Genomic DNA, 15,643 nt, shown 5'->3' with positions numbered 1-15,643 from the left:
CTGAGCCGAGCTATTCGGGTAGCGTTCTGCGATGATTTTTGCGTTTCGAGGGAGGCCGCGCGTCCGGAAGCGCGACCTCCCTTTTTTTGCGGCGCGTCGAAGCCGCCGCCTCCGTCAGGCCGGCGCCGCCGCGCCGCAGAGTTCCGTCGCCAGGGGGAAGGCTCCGCCATGATCGCGCGCGATCTGCCGTAGCATCAGCCCATAGAATTCGGCGGATTGGATCATATTGATCCCGATATCGGCTTTCTGGCCTTCGTCCAGAGTCTCGATCCGCTCGAAATCTGTCGCCAGATGGTCGATATCCGCGAGCGTGTGAACGCGGAGAAAACGCGCGCAACCGTCGCCATGCGCTCGAACGACGCGGCGATACAGCTCCGGTCCGCCGATCGCCGCGAGCCCTTCCAGGACGATGACATAGCCGTAGAAGGCGGTGGAGCCCAAATGCTCGATCTTGAAATATTGCGTCTCGTACAGAGCCCTCGTGACCGCCCGTTCGGGATATGTCTCCACCTCCGCGCCGAGGCCGCGCAAATCCTCGAGCGCCAACAGCTCATGGGAGTCCTCCTCACCGAGATGCTGGATGAAGCCGCGGTGAAGGACAGCGCTTTCGGCCGGACAACGACTCGCCGCCAGCGCCAGAAGCCGCGTCGAGTGACTCGTGAAATAAAAGGTCTGGGCCAGGAAATCGGCATAGGCCTGCGGCGCTTCCCAGGGAAAAGCCGAGGCGTCGTCCATCAATCGGTCGATGAGACGATGAAGCTCGTCACGCATGTCTCGCTCCTTTGTGCAATTCCGAATTTTGGTCTGTGTGTCGCTTGAAGTCCCACAGATATCGAACGGCGCCGGCGACAGGCTCCTCGCCTTCGGTCACTTTTTGCGGAAAGAAAGCGATGAGATCGATCGGCGCATTGTGGCGGATGACGCCGGGGACCAGAGGCGTCCCGCCCAATCGGTAGCACGCGCGATGCACGCCGCGATCCGTCCGCGGCGCGCCCAGCATCGCATGTGCGCCCGACTCCAGCATTCGACGAATCATGAGCCCGATGATGACGTCCATCATCGGCAGACCCAGCGCGCCGCCACGGGCCGAGGGATGGAGGGTGAGGCGGCTGGCGATAATGATGCGGCTCCCGTGCGACGCCACATTTTCGAGAGCGTCGACGGGCCAAGCGCCGAGCTGAGAATCGTCGCGCGCGCTCTGGAGCTCGAGATTCGTCCAGCGCATGAGCCCCATGGCGAGGCACTCCCGCTCACGGAAAATGCAGAGAATTTCGTTCTGCCGGCAAAACTCGTCCGAGTAGAGCCGCTCGGCCCCCTCCAATTCCCGAAAAGTCTCGAGCCACACCGTCCGCCATGTGGCGTAGGCGCTGTTGTAATCGCGCAATTGCTCCGGCGACGGGTCGGAGCCGGGCAGAGAAACGACTCTGAGCGACTTCAATACGCCGAACGCGCTCACCTCGTTTCGAGGCATGTTTCATACTCCAAATCACGAAGACCCGGCGCTGAACCTGGCCACGCATTTAAATACAACCTTTGGTTGTATACAATACAAATAACAATCAAATGTGCGGAGGCGTCGAGGAGAGGACGGCGATCGCTACGGCTTTGTGATATGAGTCAATATGCGTTCGGCGGCGCGTGCGCTGGGGCTGTCGCCGGCGGCGAGAACATGCTCGCGCACTTTGGCGAGGCCTCGCCGCTGTGCGCCACGCTCGACGCCGTCGCGAATGAGCGGCTCGAGAGCCGCGGCGAGCGCCGTCGGCGTCGCCCGCCCTTGCAGGAATTCCGGGACGAGCCGCTCGCCGAGCACGAGATTGGGCAATACGATGCTGTCGACGCTCACCAGAATGCGCAAAGGCCATTCGATCGGCGCGACCTTATAGGCGACGGCCATGGGAACATCGGCGAGCGCCAGCTCCAGAGTCGCGGCGCCGGAGGCGACCAGAGCGGCGCGCGCGCGGCGAAAAGCCGGGAATTTTTGATCCTGCGACAGAAGATGCGGCCGCAGTCTCCATGATGTGAGACCGCGTTCGATCTCCTCCGCGACATGCGGCACGACCGGCAGAGCGACATCGAACGGCCCACATGTTTTCGCGAGCATGTCCATCGTCTCGCCGAAAACCGGCATGAGCCGGGCGACCTCGGCGCGGCGCGAGCCGGGCAGCGCGAGAAGCAGCGGCGGCTCCGCCTCCCGCATCGCCAATTCGGCGGGGGAAGGCGTGAGCGTCTCGAGACAGTCGAGCAGCGGATGGCCGACATAGACGCAGGCGGGACCGCCGAGCCGCCGATGCGCCGCCGGCTCGAAGGGCAGCAGAGCGAGCACCTCGTCGACATAGGCGCGCATCGCCCGCGCGCGGCCCGGCCGCCAGGCCCAGACGGTCGGGCTCACATAATCGAGGATGGGCAGCGCCGGCCGAGCGCGCCGCACCCGCCGTGCGACGCGATGCGTGAAATCCGGCGCGTCGATGAGCACGAGGCAATCGGGCTCTGCCGCGAGCGCCGCGCGGGAGGCGCGATCGATCCGCTCGAGCAGCTGCGGCAGACGGCGCAACGGCGACAGCAGACCCATTACGGCGATATCGGCGAGCGGGAACAGGCTCGCGAGCCCTTCGCGCGCCATCGCCTCGCCGCCGACGCCCGAAAAGCGCATGTCCGGCCGCAGGGCGCGCAGCGCGCGCATCAGCAGCGCGCCCAGGAGATCGCCGGAGGCTTCCCCGGCGATGAGAAACACACGCGGCGGCGCTTCCACCGCCCTAGCCCCGCGCCGGGCGCGGCGCGCAGAGCGGCCGCTCCCGCTCGGCGCGCAGAAAGGCGATCAGCGCCTCCACATCCTCGGCGCCGGAGAAATCCCGTGCGACGGTCTCGATGCGCGCGGCCAGCGTCTCGGCGCCCGCCCCCTGTGGGAACAGGCGGCGGAAGGCCTCGCGCAAAAGGGCGAGGCGCGCGTCGGAAAAGCCGCGCCGGCGCAGGCCGACGAGATTGAGCCCGAACAAATGCGCGCGATTGCCGCCGGCGAGGCCGAAGGGAACGAGATCGCCCTCGAGCCCGGAGAGGCCGGCGACGAAAGCCTGCGCGCCGATGCGCACGCGCTGATGCACCACGGTCGCGCCGCCGATCGCGGCGTGATCGCCGATCCGGACATGGCCGCCGAGCAGCACAGTGTTGGAGAGCGTGACGCCGTCGCCGATCCGGCAATCATGACCGACATGAGAATAAGCGAGAAAGGCGCAATCGTCGCCGACGCGCGTCTCTCCGCCGCCAGCCGGCGTTCCCGCGTTTATGGTGACGCCCTCGCGAACGAGGCAGCCGCGGCCGATGACGAGCGTTCCCGCCTCTCCGCGCGATTTCAAATCCTGCGCCGCGGCGCCGAGCGCGGCGAAAGGATGAATCTCGGCGTCCGCGCCGATGCGCGTGCGCCCCGTCAAAACGACATGGGAGACGAGATGGGCGCGATCGCCGAGCTCGACCTCGCCGCCGATATGGCAGAACGGCCCGATAACGACGCCCTCGCCGAGACGCGCGCCTGCCTCAAGGACAGCAGAGGGATGGACGACGGCGGAAGGATGAATGCGCGCGCTCGAGGTCATGGACCCGCCCCAGCGCTCAGGCGCCGATCATCACGCTCAGCTCGGCCTCGCAGACCAGCGCGCCATCGACCAGCGCCCGGCAGGCGTACCAATAAATGTCGCGCTTGCGGGCCTTTTTGGCGACATGGAATTCGACGCGGTCGCCGGGAATAACCGGGCGGCGGAATTTCGCCTTGTCGATGGTGGTGAAGAAGACCTTGCGCTGCGAACCCTTGGGTTGCATCCGCGCGGCGATGACGCCCGCCGTCTGCGCCATGGCCTCCACCAGCAGCACGCCGGGAAACACGGGATTCTCCGGGAAATGGCCCTGAAACTGCGGCTCGTTGAAGGTGACGTTCTTGATTCCGACGCCGCTCTCGTCGCCGTGAATATCGACGACACGGTCGATGAGGAGAAGCGGGTAACGATGCGGCAGCAGCTCCAAAATCTGATGGATGCCCAGGGATTCCGGCGCCTCGGCCGTCGTTTCTTCGTTCATTTTTTCCTCCGCTGCGGCGTCCGGACGCCTCTTCGTCCGGCCCGTCTCATTCCCTTCCGACGTCCTGCGCCGGTTTCATTTCGTCTCGCGACGCGCCAGGCGGTCGAGCAGCAGCTCGCCCCGCAAATGGCGACGCACGGGACGCGCCGGCGCGCCGCTCCAGCGCGCGCCGGCCGGCACGTCGCGGGTCACGCCGGATTTGGCGGCGATCTGCGCGCCCTCGCCGATGGCGATATGGCCGCCGATCGCCGATTGGCCGCCGAGGACGACGAAATCGCCCAGCTCGCAGGAGCCGGCGAGGCCGGATTGCGCGACGATGACGCAGCCGCGCCCGATGACGACGTTGTGGCCGATCTGGACCAGATTGTCGATCTTGGTCCCCTCCCCGATGATCGTGTCGCGCGTCGCGCCGCGGTCGATGGTCGTATTGGCGCCGATCTCGACATCGTCCTGAACGATGACGCGGCCGATCTGCGGCGCCTTCACATGGCCGCGCGGCGAAAGCGCGAAGCCGAAGCCGTCCTGGCCGAGACGCGCGCCGGGATGAAGAATGACGCGATCGCCGATGAGCGCGCAGACGACGCTGACATTGGCGCCGATCGAGCAGTCGCGCCCGATGCGGACATCCGGGCCGATCACCGCTTGCGGGCCGATCACACTGCCGGCGCCGATCTCCGCGCGGGGACCGATGACGGCGCCGGGATCGACCGAGACGCCCGGCTCCAGCCGCGCTGTCGGGTGGACGATCGCGCCGGGCGAGACGCCGCTCGCCGAGAACAGCGACTGCGGCCGCAGCGAATCGGGAAAGAGCCGCGCCATGACTCTCGCCATGGCCTTGTGCGGCTCCGTCGTCACCAGCGGGACGACCCCGCTCGGCAGCGAGTCGAGATCGCGCGCGCGCAGCAGGCAGGCCGTCGCTCGGCACAGACGCAGCGCCGCCGCATAGCGCCGGCGGTCGTAGAAGGCCAGCTCGCCCGGCCGCGCCAGATCGAGCGGCGCGACGCCGATGATGATCTCGGCCGCGCCGGCTCGGCTCTCGTCGATGCGAGCGCCGGCGATCTCGGCGACCTCGGCCGGCGTCAGCGGCCGGTCGAGGCGGAAAAACCCAGCGGCGCCCATGCCGCGCTCCTCCCCGTCGCGCCCGGCTCGCAGCCGGGACGAAAACCGAAGAGAACGCCGGCCGGCCCGGAGGCGGCTCGGCGCTCTCTCAAGAAAACGATCCCCGAGCGGCCTCGCCGCTCGGGGATCGCAAATTCTAGTCGCTGTGTCGAAGGCGCGCCAGCGCGAAGCCTTTAGAAATTGGTGCCGCCGGAGAAGCGGAAGCGCTGCGTCACGTCGCCATAGGCCTTGGACAGCACCACCGCATAGTCGAAGCGGATCGGCCCGAGCGGCGATTGCCACAGCGCCGAGGCGCCGACCGAGGAGCGGATCTGCGCCTTGTCACCCGAGACGACGATGCAAGTGCCCTGGCCATAGGTGGGAGCCGTATAGGGATAGACGCAGGGCAGGTTGGCGACGCCATACAATGAATCGCTGAAGTTGGTCTGGCCTTTGTATCCCCACAGCGTGCCGGCGTCGGCGAACAGCGCGCCGCGCAGGCCGATGTCCTTCGGCAGGCCCCAGATCGGGAACTGCACTTCGAGCGAGCCGCCGATATAATTGCTGCCGCCGAGCGAGTTGCCGCGCGAGCTGGTCCAGTTGGAAATATCGCGCGGGCCGAGGCCGCCCGGCGCGAAGCCGCGCACCAGAGTCGGGCCGAGATTGAAATTGTCCATCACCCGCATCTTATAGTCGCCGAGCGCGAACATATTGCCGCCCTGCACGCGGGCGATGCCGACCACATCGTCCACGAAGGGAATCTCGTGGAAATAACGCAGGTCGCCGGTCGTGCGCACATAGCGGCTGTCCCCACCGAGGCCGGCGATGTCCTGCGACGCCTGCGCATGGATGCCGTTCTTCGGATTACGGAAGTTATCCAGCGAATTATAGGACAGCGTGTAGCCGACGAGCGAGGTCAGACGCGTTCCCACCGATTCCTTGATGGCCAGCGAGGCCTCGCCATTGGATTGGCAATTGTAGAGGACGTTGAGATCGGCCTGCGTCGGCGCGTAGATATAACCATATCCCGGCGTATATCCCGGCAGCGGCGACTGACAGTCGTTGTAGGGCCGGTTGCTGTCGTTGGGGATGGAGATCGTCGTGGTGTAGAGCGAGTAGCGCGGCGCGAGGCTGATCTCCTCGGTGATCGGAATGCCGAAGCGCAGCGTGCCGCCGATCGAGGTGGTCGAATAGTAGGAGTAGTTATAAGCGTCGGACTTCTTCGCGAAGAGATCGAAGCCCGCCGAGAAGCGCTGATCGAGGAAGTAGGGCTCGGTGAAGCTGAAAGATATGCCGCGGGCGCGCTGGCCGGCCTGCACCGAGAGGCGCGTCGCCTGGCCGCGGCCGAGGAAGTTGCTCTCCGACACGGAGACTTCGCCGATGAAGCCTTCCGTCGTCGAATAGCCGCCCGACACGCCGAAATTGCCGGTCGCCTGATCCTCGACGTCCACATTGACGACGACGCGATCGGCCGCCGAGCCCGGCTCGTTGGTGACGCGGACCTTCTTGAAGAAGCCGAGGCCGTTGAGGCGGCGTTCGGCGCGATCGATCAGCACGCGATTATAGGCGTCGCCCTCGCCGATCTCGAACTCGCGACGAATGACGTAATCGCGCGTGCGCGTGTTGCCGCGAATATTGATGCGCTCGATATAGACGCGCGGACCCTCGTCGACGACGAAGCGGATCGCCACCGTCTGAGCGGCGGGATTGCGCTCGCCGCGCGGGCGCGCCTGCGAGAAGGCGTAGCCCTTCTTGGCGATCTCGCGGGTCAGCGATTCGACCGTCTTCTCCACAGCGTCGCCATTATAGACGTCGCCGGGCGAAAGACGCAGATAGGGTTGCAGAGAGGCCGGATCGATATCGGGCAGATGCGATTCGACATCGACATTGGAGACGCGATATTGCGGCCCCTCCTCCACCACGACCGTGATGACATAGCCGCCCTGGGCCGGATCGAACACGGCGTCGGAGCTGACGACATGGAAGTCGGCGTAGCCGTTCTTCAGATAGAAGCGCCGCACCAATTCGAGATCGGAGGCGATGCGGTCGGGATCATAGACGTCGCTCGTCTTGATGAACGACAGGAAGTTCATCTCCGTCGTTTCCATCAGATCGACGAGACGGCCGGTCGAGAAGACCGTGTTGCCGACGAATTTGATCTCCTTGACGCCGGTCTTGTCGCCCTCCTCCACGGTGAAGACGACATCGATGCGCCCATTGGGCAGCTGCACCGTGCGATAGGTGATCTTGGCGCCGGCGCGGCCGGAGCGCTTATAGATTTCGAGCAGGCGGGCGATGTCCTGCTGCACGACCGTCTGATTGAAGGAGCCATGCGCGCGCGTGCGCACTTCCGAGGTCAGCGTCTCCGTCTTGACCTTGCTGTTGCCTTCGAAGACGACGCGATTGATGAGATTGGTCTCCGCGACGTGGATGACCACGCGTCCCTTCTCATGGGTGGCGCTCACATTGGAGAAGCGCCCGCTGTTGCGCAGCGCCTCCAGCCCCTTTTCGATCTCCTCCGGACTCGTGCCGGAGAAATAGGAGCGGATCACGTCGGAATCGCCGCGGGCATTGCCGACGACGACGATATCCTGCGCGAGAGAGGGAAGAGAGAAACCGAGGACCGCCGACACCACGGCCGCCAAGAGATAGGAACGATTCCGAAAAGCCTCGATGGACCGCATTGTCAATCCTAAGTCCTCGTCGCACCGTCGCCCGCCGAAGCGGCGCGGCTCACGAACTGGGACGACGCACGCACGCCACCGCACGCCGTCCGATCCGATGTTCACCTTCTACAAGGTTTACCGTTTACTGCAAATGCCGAACGCCGCGAGTTTCCCCGTTTTGCCCGACCCGTTGCCGCGAAGCCACGATTTATAGTCAGCGTCGCGTTAACGTGAGGAACCCGCGGCGCAGACCGCGAGTCCCCGGGTGACGATCCTCCCCAGAATGATGGCGAAAAGCGGTCATAACCGCTCGTATCGTCGAATTCGCCCGCGATTTCCGTGGGCAGAAACAAACGAGACGTGGAAACGCTCAATCGATTCCCGCTCCGGTGACGCGACGCAGCAACCTGGCGATGTCGTTATAGGTGGAGAACACCATCAGCGTGCACACCATGGCGAGCCCGACTCGGAACGCGTATTCTTGCGTACGTTCCGCCAGCGCGCGGCCGCGCACTGCCTCGATCGCGTAGAACAAGAGATGTCCGCCGTCGAGCAGCGGCACCGGCGCGAGATTGAGCAGGCCGATCGAGATCGACAGAATAGCGATGAGATTGAAGAGCGGGCCGACGCCCACTTTGTCGATCGCCTTGGCCATTTGGCCCGAGACCTGCGCGATGCCGATAGGGCCGGACAATTGGTCGGTCGCCTCGCGGCCGACGACGAGGCCGCCGAGATAGGAGCCGGTCCGCTCGATGATCGTCCAGGTCTCTGTGACGGCGAGAACGAAGGATTGGCCGAGGCCGTAGCGCTCCTCGCGCTGATCGGCTGGATCATTGCTGGCCTGCAGGCCGATCATGCCGATCTTGGTCTTGCCGAGCGCGGTCTCGATCTCGCGCAATTGCGGGGTCGCCTGCAGCGTCACATTCTGCTCGGCGCGGCGAACGACGATGCTCAGCGGCTTGCCGGTGGCGGAGGAGACGATCTCCTGCATCTTGCCGAAGCTGTCGATCGGCTCGCCGTCTATGGTGAGGACCAGATCGCCCTTCTGAAAGCCGGCCTGCTCGGCCGCACCGCCGGCCTGCACGGCGGCCACTTTGGGCAGCAGCACATTGCGGCCGAGAGAAGCGTAGAGAACGGTGAAAATGACGATCGCCAGCACGAAATTGGCGAGCGGCCCCGCCACCACGATCGCTGCGCGCTTCCACACCGTCTGGCCGAAGAAAGTGACCTTGCGCTCCTCCTCCGGCATGGCTTCGATGCGCTCGGGATCGGGCACGCTGGCGCCATTGGCGTCGCCGTGGAATTTCACATAGCCGCCGAGCGGGATCGCCGCCACTCGCCAGCGCGTGCCGTAACGGTCATGAAAGGCCCAGAGCTCCGGCCCGAAGCCGATCGAGAAAGCATCGATCTTGACCCCGCACCAGCGGCCGACGAGGAAATGGCCGAGCTCGTGGAAGAAGACCACCATCGTCAGCACGAAGACGAAGGGGACGACATAGATGAGGATCGTCATGAGCAAGTCCAGCAAAGCGATACTCCCGGCGAACGCTACGACCCGAGAGTCCGCCTTTCTGGCGGCGCCCTCTTGGTTACTGAAGCGTTAACATGCCCGAAGCCTGGTTCACCGCCAAGGCGCCGCGCGATCTTTCTCTCACAATATGGTCAATGGCGAGGGCGTCCTCAACAGTCGCCGGCTCACGCGCCGTGCCGTCCTGGAGCGCGGCCTCCAGCGCATCGGCGACATGAGCGGCGATTCCGGAAAAGCCGATGCGGCCGGAAAGGAAGGCCTCCACCGCTATCTCATTGGCCGCATTGAGCACTGTTGGAAGCCCCCCACCCGCCCGCATCGCATCGAGCGCGAGGCCGAGCGCCGGAAAACGCTCGAGGTCGGGCTTTTCGAAAGTCAGCGCGCCGAGGGCGACGAGATCGAGCCGCGGCGCCGGCGTCTCGATTCGCTCGGGATAGGCGAGGCAATGGGCGATCGGCACGCGCATGTCCGGCCGGGCGAGCCCGGCCGTCACCGAGCCGTCGGCGAAGCTCACGAGGCCATGCACGATGGATTGGGGATGCACGATCACGTCGAGCTTTTCCGCCGGCACGCCGAAAATATGATGCGCCTCGATGAGCTCGAGGCCTTTGTTCATCAAAGTGGCCGAATCGATCGTGTTCTTCGGCCCCATCGCCCAATTGGGATGGTTGAGCGCCTGCTCCACAGTGGCGGCGGCGATCGCCTCCTTGCTCCAGCTGCGGAACGGGCCGCCCGAGGCGGTGATGGTCATTTTCTCGATTCGCGAGACATCCTCGCCGCCGAGCGCTTGGAAAATGGCGTTATGCTCGCTGTCGATCGGCAGCAGGCGCGCGTTTTTGTCATGCGCCATGCGCATGAAGGGCGCGCCGGCGCAGACGAGGCATTCCTTATTGGCGAGGGCGACCGCGCGTCCGAGCGAGAGAGCGGCGTGGGTCGGCTCGACGCCGGCGGCGCCGACAATGGCCGAGACAACGAGATCGGCCTCGCGCGTCGCCGCCTCGATCACGGCCTCGCGCCCGGCCGCGACCTGGATATTGGTCCCGGACAGCGCCTCCTTCAGCGCCGCATAGCCGTCCTCGTCGCGGATGGCGACGAATTCGGCCTTCACCGCGAGCGCCGTCCGCGCCAGAGCGGCATGGTCGCGCCCGCCGGCGATCGCCACGACGGAATAGCTCTCCGGATCGCGCAAGAGCAGATCGACCGTCGAGCGCCCGATCGAACCGGTCGCGCCGAGCAGCACGATGCGCTTGGGCGCGCGGCCGCGCGGCCGAGTGAATTGTTCCGATCCCGCCCCAGTCGTCATAGTCGCCTACCAGATGAAAATTCCGGCGGCCAGGGACTCCTGGCCGCGCAATCCGCCGAGCATGGCCGCGAAGGCGCTGGCGAAGATGAAGCCGTCGACGCGATCCATCACGCCGCCGTGACCGGGGATGAGCCGGCTCGAATCCTTGACGCCGAAACGGCGCTTGATCCAGGATTCGAAGAGATCGCCGGCCTGCGCCAGCGCCGCCGCGACGAGGCCGACGAAAAACAGCGGCAAGGTCGCCGCCGCGCTCCAGCGGCTGAGATAGACGACGCAAAGGCCGAGAAGCGCGCCGCTGGCGACGCCGACCAATGTTCCCGACCAGGTCTTGCCGGGCGAGACGCGCGGCCACAGCTTGGCGCCGCCGATCAGCCGTCCGCCGAAATAGGCCATCACATCGGTTCCCCAAACGACGGCGAACAGCCAGGCGATGGAGATCGCGCCATAGTCGGGCGAATGGCGCAGCACATTGGTGGAGACGATCAGCGAGCCGGCGTAGAGCAGGCCGGCCGGCGCCCAGAGACGGCGTCCCGGCCCCGCCAGAATCGCGAGAATGGCCGAGAAGGCCGCGAGAGAGGCCAAAGCCGCCGGACCGCCGCCATGGGCGGCGAAAGCCGTCGCAGCCGCGAGCGAAGCGCCGCCGAGAGCAAATCGCGCGAGCGCCATTTCGCCGCCGACGATGCTCTGCCATTCCCAGGAGACGGCGAAGCCGGCGAGCAGCCAGAATAATGCGAAGGCGTCGCCGCCGACATAGAGCGCGACCAGCGCGGTCGCGATGAGCGCCGCCGCCGAGCCGATGCGCGGCCCGAGATCGGCGAAACGCGCGCCCCTGTCGCCGGCTCCGGCGCGGGGCGACCTCGACGGCTCTCTCATGAAGCGGTCTTCGCTCTGCGATCGGCGGTCGCCAATCCGCCGAAGCGTCGATCGCGCTGCGCATATTCGTCGATCGCCGCCTCGAAATCGGCTCGGCTGAAGTCCGGCCAATGGACCGGCACGAACAGCAATTCCGCATAGGCGGCCTGCCACAGCATGAAATTGGACAGGCGCTGCTCGCCGCTGGTGCGGATGATGAGGTCGGGATCGGGCATGTCGGCCGTATCGAGGCGCCGGGCGATGGCCTCGGCGTCTATGTCCTGCGGGCGCAGGCGGCCGGCGACGGCCTCCTCGGCGAGCGCGCGCGCCGCGGCCGCTATCTCCTGCCGCGCGCCGTAATTGAAGGCGACGACCAGAGTGAGGCCGGTGTTGGCGGCGGTCGACTGCTCGGCCTCTAGCAGAAGACCGGCGATTTCGGCGGCGAGATCCTCACGCGAGCCGATGACCCGCACGCGGACGTTGTTGGCCTGCAGCTCGGCGAGGTCATTGCGGATGAAGCGATGCAGCAGCGCGAGCAGGCTCTGCACCTCCTCGGGCGGCCGCGACCAGTTCTCCACAGAAAAGGAATAGACGGTCAGATAATCGACCCCGAATTCGATCGCGGCCCGCACCGTCTTGCGCAGAGCGTCGACTCCGCGCCGATGGCCCTCGAATCGCGGCAGGCCGCGCGCCGCCGCCCAGCGGCCATTGCCGTCCATGATCAAGGCGACATGACGCGGCGCCGCTCTCGGCGCCAGAACCGGCGCCCCCAACTCCAATATGCCACCGTCTCCCATTTCTTCTGCGCCACCCTCAAAGCTCGAGCCGCAAAAACGGCTCGTCGCGACAATGAAAAGACAAATCAAACCTGCATGATCTCTTTTTCTTTTTGCGCGAGCATCGCATCGATCTCGCGCACCGATTCGTCGGTCGCCTTCTGCACCTCGGCCTCGTGACGCTTGGAGTCGTCCTCGGGCAGGGCGTGATCCTTCAGCAGCTTTTTCAATATGTCGATGCCGTCGCGCCGCACATGACGCACGGAAACGCGCGCGTCCTCGGCATATTTATGCGCGACCTTGACCAGCTCCTTGCGGCGCTGCTCGTTGAGCTCGGGCGTGCGAATGCGCAGCACCTGCCCCTCCACCGTCGGCGAAAGGCCGAGATTGGAATCGCGTATCGCCTTGTCGACCGCGCCGACGAGCGCCTTGTCCCACACTTGCACGGCCAACATGCGCGACTCCGGCACGCTGATCGTCGCCACTTGGTTGAGCGGCGTCGCCTGGCCATACGCCTCGACATGGATCGGCTCCAAGAGGCTCGCCGAGGCGCGTCCTGTGCGAAGCCCACCGAGCTCGTGCTTGAGGGTCGCCAGCGCGCCCTGCATACGGCGTTTCAGTTCGGGCAGATCGAAAGTCTGAGCCATAGGAAACTTTGCCTATTCGTGAAGTCTGTCGGTTCGAACGAGCGGGCCCGCGCCGGCTCCGAGGTCGGAGCATTCTCTTAGAACAGAATCCGCCGAGGCGGAAATCGCCGGCCGCATCCGAGGGCGTCGTCCCGTCAGGGAACGACGTGAGTGGCCCGCCCTCGTCCTTCCAGCACGGCGCGGATCGCCCCCTCTTCCGCGATGGAGAAGACGATTATGGGAATCTTGTTCTCGCGAGCAAGAGCGAAGGCGGCCGTATCCATCACGGCGAGGCTCTTGGCGATGGCCTCGTCATGGGTGAGCCGCTCATAGCGCCGGGCGGAAGGATCGCGCTTGGGGTCGGCGGTATAGACGCCATCGACCTGAGTCGCCTTCAGCACGGCGTCGGCCGAGAGCTCGGCGGCGCGCACCACGGCGGGCGTGTCGGTGGTGAAAAAAGGCAGGCCGGTGCCGCCGGCGGCGATGACGATGCGGCCTTTGGCGAGATGGTGCAGCGCCGCTCGCCGCGAATAGGATTCGCACAGCGAGGGCATGGGCACGGCCGAGAGCGCTCGCGCCTGGCGCCCCTGCGCCTCGATCGCCTGCTCGAGCGCGAGCCCGTTCATCACCGTCGCCAGCATTCCGATCGAATCGGCGCGCGCCCGCTCTATGCCTTTGTCGGCGCCTTGAATGCCGCGAAAGAAATTGCCGCCGCCGACGACGACGGCGATTTGCGCGCCGAATTCGGCGGCGGAGGCGAGATCGGCGGCGATGCGCTCCAATGTCGGCGCATGAAGACCATGCGGCGCGTCGCCCATCAGCGCCTCGCCCGAGAGCTTGACGACGACCCTCTTCCATTTCGGCGGGTTCGACGGCTCCGTCATCTGCGCCTCTCTTTCGCTGGCCGGCCTTGCTCCGACCTTAATAGGAAACCGCCGCCGCCCCGGCAAGGCGCGTCGCCACGCAGGGAGCCGCCTTCACAAAGCGCCGAGGAATTCGTCGATGATTCTGAAAAAGGAGGCCGCGTCGCGGCGCGGGAAACCCTCGAGCCGACGCAAGGCCGCGATGCGGCGCGGCGAATCGGCGTCGCAATAGGCGAGGATGGCGTCGCGCCAGCCGGGACCGTCGAGCGGATCGACATAATCGAGCGAATTGGCGGCGATCTCGCGAAATGTCTCTATGTCGGAGGCGATGATCGGCGCGCCACTGGTCGCGGCCTCGGCGATGGGAAGGCCGAACCCTTCCGCGAAGGAGGGCGCGAGCGCGGCGCGGGCGCCGGCGAGCAGCCGCCGCATGGCCGGCGTCGACAGGCCCGAGGCTTCCACCACATGGGGGCGCAACGCCGCACAGCGCTCCAGCATCGCGAGCACGTTCTGATTGTGCCAGCCGCGCTTGCCGACGAGGACCAGCTTGGGCGCGCGCGCGCCCTCGCGCTCGACGAGCTCGCGCCAGACATTGAGCAGCATCATATGGTTCTTGCGCGGCTCGATCGTGCTGCAGAGGACGAAATAAGGCGTATCGGCGAGCCGCGGATCGGCGAGCGCCTTTCGCTCGAAGGCGGGAGCGACCGGAAGGCCGGCGACGCAGACGGAGAGATCCCTCCTGCCCTGCTCTTCCGCATATTCCCTGACCCGACGCGCGACGGAGGCGGAGGCGACGACGACCCCCGCCGCCCGCCGCACGATATTGCCCATGACGAGGCGATGCTTGTCGCGCTCGGCCGGGCGGAAGAATTCGGGCGCGTCCAGCGGCAGCAGATCGGCGACGAAGAAGACGGGCCTCACGTCCGGCCGCGACTCCAGCCAGCGCAAATGCCACTCCTTATGCACGGGGAACTGGCTCGCGTTGAAAAAGACGGCGCCCGGCGGCGCCTCCGAGGGCGGCCGTCCGAGGCGCAGGGCCCAGCGGCGCATGGCGCGCCAATTCTCGGGAACGACGCCCCAATCGCGTCTCGCGATCCGCGGCGCCGTCCGTCCCGCGGGCGCCGCGCCGAGCGCGGCGACGAGGCGCTCGTATATTTTGTCCTCGCCGAAATCGATGAACTCGTTCCAATAGGTCTCTATGTCGGTGAGCGAGCGCAGCCCGGCCTCGGCGGCGGCGAGGCGCGGCCCGAGCGCCGCGGCGGCGAGCGCGACGCCGCCTGCGCCCGAGAGAAAATGCCGCGCCAGAATAAAATCGACCCGATCGATGCCATTGGGCGTCGGATTGAGCGCGCGCGTCACGAGGCGCGTGACGTCATAGACGACAGGCCGCGTCATTTGCGGCATCGCTCGCCCCGCTCGCGGCATCGCCAATGGTCGATCACATCGTTCGACTCGCGGATCACGCGCTCACTCTCCTTGGTGAGACATTCGCGATAATGGAACACGGAGGCAATATAGGCCTCCACCTCGCGCCCACAGGCGTCGGCGGGCCGGCCCGGCGTGAAGACGCAGGGCGGCGATCCCGGCGGCACGCAGAGATTGAAGCCGGGAGAGGCCTGCGGAAACGCCGGCGCAGGAAGAAAAAGCGCCGCCGCCGACAAGGCGAGGCGCGAGAAAGACAAGAAGCGCCGCCCCGCTCCGCGCGCGGACGGTCGCCGATCGATGATCATCCGACGCTCGTGATGAAAAGTGACACGGGGCGAAGAATTGCCCCGTCGCGGGGCCGCGCGCAAGGGCGCAGGCGCCTATTCCAGGGCTCCGAATCCGGGTTAACGGGCTGAAGCGCCCAAGGCTGTGGCGAGATAA

Annotated in this window: 15 protein-coding genes; all 15 read right to left on the bottom strand. The window is 66.2% G+C overall.

Going from position 1 to position 15,643, the window contains the following annotated elements; translation table 11 throughout:
- Positions 1 to 114: 114 nt before the first annotated feature.
- Positions 115 to 771 (bottom strand): iron-containing redox enzyme family protein, encoded by a 657-nt coding sequence (locus KP010_RS00580; RefSeq protein WP_108917966.1) that lies wholly within the window; start codon positions 769 to 771, stop codon positions 115 to 117.
- Entirely contained in the window at positions 764 to 1,471 is a 708-nt protein-coding gene (locus tag KP010_RS00575) for a hypothetical protein (protein WP_142862042.1), read from the bottom strand. The genes KP010_RS00580 and KP010_RS00575 overlap by 8 nt, the downstream gene beginning before the upstream one ends.
- A 126-nt stretch (positions 1,472 to 1,597) precedes the next feature.
- Complete coding sequence (lpxB, locus tag KP010_RS00570) at positions 1,598 to 2,680, bottom strand: lipid-A-disaccharide synthase (protein WP_246659749.1); 1,083 nt, start codon at positions 2,678 to 2,680, stop codon at positions 1,598 to 1,600.
- Positions 2,681 to 2,753: 73 nt separating this feature from the next.
- Positions 2,754 to 3,587 (bottom strand): acyl-ACP--UDP-N-acetylglucosamine O-acyltransferase, encoded by an 834-nt coding sequence (gene lpxA, locus KP010_RS00565; protein ID WP_142862043.1) that lies wholly within the window; start codon positions 3,585 to 3,587, stop codon positions 2,754 to 2,756.
- A gap of 16 nt (positions 3,588 to 3,603) precedes the next feature.
- Positions 3,604 to 4,065: a 3-hydroxyacyl-ACP dehydratase FabZ gene (gene fabZ, locus KP010_RS00560; RefSeq protein WP_108917969.1), complete on the bottom strand. Its 462-nt coding sequence runs from the start codon at positions 4,063 to 4,065 to the stop codon at positions 3,604 to 3,606.
- 75 nt (positions 4,066 to 4,140) lie between these two features.
- Complete coding sequence (lpxD, locus tag KP010_RS00555) at positions 4,141 to 5,184, bottom strand: UDP-3-O-(3-hydroxymyristoyl)glucosamine N-acyltransferase (RefSeq protein ID WP_142862044.1); 1,044 nt, start codon at positions 5,182 to 5,184, stop codon at positions 4,141 to 4,143.
- Between the two features lie 173 nt (positions 5,185 to 5,357).
- Positions 5,358 to 7,847, bottom strand: a complete 2,490-nt coding sequence (bamA, locus tag KP010_RS00550; RefSeq protein WP_142862045.1) for an outer membrane protein assembly factor BamA — start codon at positions 7,845 to 7,847, stop codon at positions 5,358 to 5,360.
- Between the two features lie 352 nt (positions 7,848 to 8,199).
- Entirely contained in the window at positions 8,200 to 9,342 is a 1,143-nt protein-coding gene (gene rseP / locus KP010_RS00545; protein ID WP_185966429.1) for an RIP metalloprotease RseP, read from the bottom strand.
- A 76-nt stretch (positions 9,343 to 9,418) separates the two neighbouring features.
- Entirely contained in the window at positions 9,419 to 10,660 is a 1,242-nt protein-coding gene (gene dxr, locus KP010_RS00540) for a 1-deoxy-D-xylulose-5-phosphate reductoisomerase (protein ID WP_142862047.1), read from the bottom strand.
- A gap of 6 nt (positions 10,661 to 10,666) precedes the next feature.
- Complete coding sequence (locus KP010_RS00535; RefSeq protein ID WP_142862048.1) at positions 10,667 to 11,533, bottom strand: CDP-archaeol synthase; 867 nt, start codon at positions 11,531 to 11,533, stop codon at positions 10,667 to 10,669.
- Positions 11,530 to 12,309: an isoprenyl transferase gene (locus KP010_RS00530; protein ID WP_108917975.1), complete on the bottom strand. Its 780-nt coding sequence runs from the start codon at positions 12,307 to 12,309 to the stop codon at positions 11,530 to 11,532. The genes KP010_RS00535 and KP010_RS00530 overlap by 4 nt, the downstream gene beginning before the upstream one ends.
- Before the next feature lie 65 nt (positions 12,310 to 12,374).
- Positions 12,375 to 12,935, bottom strand: a complete 561-nt coding sequence (gene frr / locus KP010_RS00525; protein WP_108917976.1) for a ribosome recycling factor — start codon at positions 12,933 to 12,935, stop codon at positions 12,375 to 12,377.
- 134 nt (positions 12,936 to 13,069) lie between these two features.
- Positions 13,070 to 13,798, bottom strand: a complete 729-nt coding sequence (gene pyrH / locus KP010_RS00520; RefSeq protein WP_108917977.1) for a UMP kinase — start codon at positions 13,796 to 13,798, stop codon at positions 13,070 to 13,072.
- Positions 13,799 to 13,891: 93 nt separating this feature from the next.
- Positions 13,892 to 15,172: a glycosyltransferase gene (locus KP010_RS00515; RefSeq protein ID WP_142862049.1), complete on the bottom strand. Its 1,281-nt coding sequence runs from the start codon at positions 15,170 to 15,172 to the stop codon at positions 13,892 to 13,894.
- Positions 15,169 to 15,459, bottom strand: a complete 291-nt coding sequence (locus KP010_RS00510; RefSeq protein WP_246659747.1) for a hypothetical protein — start codon at positions 15,457 to 15,459, stop codon at positions 15,169 to 15,171. Before KP010_RS00510 ends, KP010_RS00515 begins: the two co-directional genes overlap by 4 nt.
- Positions 15,460 to 15,643 lie beyond the last annotated feature (184 nt).

Source organism: Methylosinus sp. KRF6 (assembly GCF_018887255.1).
Taxonomy (GTDB): domain Bacteria; phylum Pseudomonadota; class Alphaproteobacteria; order Rhizobiales; family Beijerinckiaceae; genus Methylosinus; species Methylosinus sporium.
Note: the sequence above shows the minus strand (reverse complement) of the source record. Positions and strands in the feature narration are given on the sequence as shown.